The 1,803-nt window shown below is 57.3% G+C and carries 4 protein-coding genes; 3 read left to right on the forward strand and 1 reads right to left on the reverse strand.

Annotated elements, in window-relative coordinates; translation table 11 throughout:
• Positions 1–298: 298 nt before the first annotated feature.
• The 3 genes from GOB82_RS13135 to GOB82_RS13145 all read left to right on the forward strand — a co-directional run bounded on the left by GOB82_RS13135 (position 299) and on the right by GOB82_RS13145 (position 1,328).
• Positions 299–661, forward strand: coding sequence for a hypothetical protein (locus tag GOB82_RS13135; RefSeq protein ID WP_166123773.1), 363 nt, complete (start codon positions 299–301; stop codon positions 659–661).
• Between the two features lie 69 nt (positions 662–730).
• The gene (locus GOB82_RS13140) at positions 731–1,006 is read left to right on the forward strand and encodes a type II toxin-antitoxin system RelB/DinJ family antitoxin (protein ID WP_166123775.1); all 276 of its coding nucleotides are present in this window, start codon (positions 731–733) and stop codon (positions 1,004–1,006) included.
• A complete protein-coding gene (locus GOB82_RS13145; RefSeq protein WP_166123777.1) occupies positions 999–1,328 on the forward strand; it encodes a type II toxin-antitoxin system RelE family toxin in 330 nt (109 codons plus the stop codon). Before GOB82_RS13140 ends, GOB82_RS13145 begins: the two co-directional genes overlap by 8 nt.
• Before the next feature lie 13 nt (positions 1,329–1,341).
• Here the strand turns inward: GOB82_RS13145 and GOB82_RS13150 are convergent, their stop codons facing one another.
• The gene (locus tag GOB82_RS13150; protein ID WP_166123771.1) at positions 1,342–1,665 is read right to left on the reverse strand and encodes a hypothetical protein; all 324 of its coding nucleotides are present in this window, start codon (positions 1,663–1,665) and stop codon (positions 1,342–1,344) included.
• Positions 1,666–1,803 lie beyond the last annotated feature (138 nt).

Consider the following 1,803-nt stretch of genomic DNA (forward strand, 5'->3'; position numbering starts at 1 on the left):
CGCAGCGAATGTCGCTGCGACAGCATCATTCTGTTCTGATCGCTCTGTCATGAACAGAACACATCACCACACTATAAACTCAACAAGGCGTCTCACTCCGGAAGCTTACGAAGGAAGACCGGCTGTCGCCGCTTCAGCGTTTATGAAGCATGCGAATGTCATGAAGAAACTCCCTGACGCCTCGTAAACACCTTCCGGGGCGGCAGCCCCGGCTCCCCCTCGCTTGCTTAACCACTCTCTTCGCGACATCGACTGTGTTACAAAACAATGTCCGATGGGATGAGCGGAAGGAGGCATTATGGCTACAATTCCAGCGTCCGTCCGCCTCGCCGACCCTGACGGCCGCGCCTGGCTCCGGGCCGCGCTGAAGACGGTCAACGCGCCCCTTCCCGTCGAGACGACGCCCGAAGAAATGGTCAGTCACGTCCTCGACACCCATCCCGATCTCCATGCCGCTGTCCGGATTGCCGCGTTGATTGACGAAGTCCCTGGCCCGACCCTTGCTAATCTCGTCGCTCGCCATGTGTTCAATTACAATGAACTGAAAGCCGCCATGGAGCGTATCCGCCCCTTCGGCCTCGACATGACGGAGACCGAAAATGGAAGATGGATCAGCGAGATGGCTGGGTTCGAGGTCTCCCAGGACGCCCCGTCGCCTTAGTGCGTATTTCATTTGAAAGACATTTGTCTATGCGTTAAAAAGAGGCGTAAGCGAACAGGAGGATATCCCATGGCTGCCGTTGATGATGCTGTCAGCTTCCGGTGTGACCGAGGCCTCAAAAACGCGACGATCGAGGCATTGAACGAGATGCAGGTCAGTCTATCTGACGTTCTGCGCGACACGATGAAATACATCGCCGAGAACAAGCGGCTCCCCGTCTCGCGGCAAGTCATCAGTGAAGATGATGCTGAACTGCTCCGGATCGTCCGGGAAAGAGCCGCCAAGCCGCGCTCATCTCGCATCACCATGACGCTTGACGAACTTGCAGCCCGTCACGATGACTGACGGTGCAGACTCAGGTGACGAACAGAAGGTCTATAAAGTCGAGTTCGACGATGAAGCACTAGACGAATGGGATGCGCTGGATGGAAGCATCCGCAAGCAGTTCCTGAAGAAATTACAGAAACTCAGGCACAATCCCTATTCCCCCGGCAATGCGCTTAGCGGGGGATTGTCAGGCTATTACAAGATCAAGTTGAGAGACGCCGGTTATCGACTGGTTTACTCGGTGGAAGAAGATCGGATCGTCATCTTCGTCCTCGCGGTTGGGCGGCGCAAGGACAGTGAAGTGTATGCTGAAGCACTGTCCCGGCAAAGATGGCCCTAACCCCCGCTTAGGGTCATCGGCTCATACCCCGGCCCATCTCGCGCTTCCTCGCCTCTTCCTCCGCCTGCCGTCTCGCCTCGGCCGCCATCCGTTCAGCCGCCTCCTTCTCGGCCTTCGCCGCCGCCTTGTCATCCACCTTTGCTTCGACCCCGGCCGCTTTCTCGACCTTCTCCGTCTTCCCAGCCGTATCAGCCCAAGCGTCTTTCCTGTCTTCAGCAAGCCGCGCGTCGGACGGCCCTTCTTCCCTGATCCGCTCCTGCATCACGCGCCGGCGGTCAATGTCGTCCTGGACAGCGTCATGGGCGGTTCGGGAGAACGCCCAAGCCATACGATCCACGCTGAAGTCGGCCGCGTTCCCTTTTTCTCGTAAGCTTCCGGAGTGAGACGCCTTGTTGAGTTTATAGTGTGGTGATGTGTTCTGTTCATGACAGAGCGATCAGAACAGAATGATGCTGTCGCAGCGACATTCGCTGCG

The organism is Acetobacter farinalis (genome assembly GCF_011516935.1).
Classification (GTDB): Bacteria; Pseudomonadota; Alphaproteobacteria; order Acetobacterales; family Acetobacteraceae; genus Acetobacter; species Acetobacter farinalis.

Coding starts and splice junctions, on each gene's coding strand:
- GOB82_RS13145 (WP_166123777.1), top strand. CDS start 999: ATGACTGACGGTGCAGACTCAGGTGACGAACAGAAGGTCTATAAAGTC.
- GOB82_RS13135 (WP_166123773.1), top strand. CDS start 299: ATGGCTACAATTCCAGCGTCCGTCCGCCTCGCCGACCCTGACGGCCGC.
- GOB82_RS13140 (WP_166123775.1), top strand. CDS start 731: ATGGCTGCCGTTGATGATGCTGTCAGCTTCCGGTGTGACCGAGGCCTC.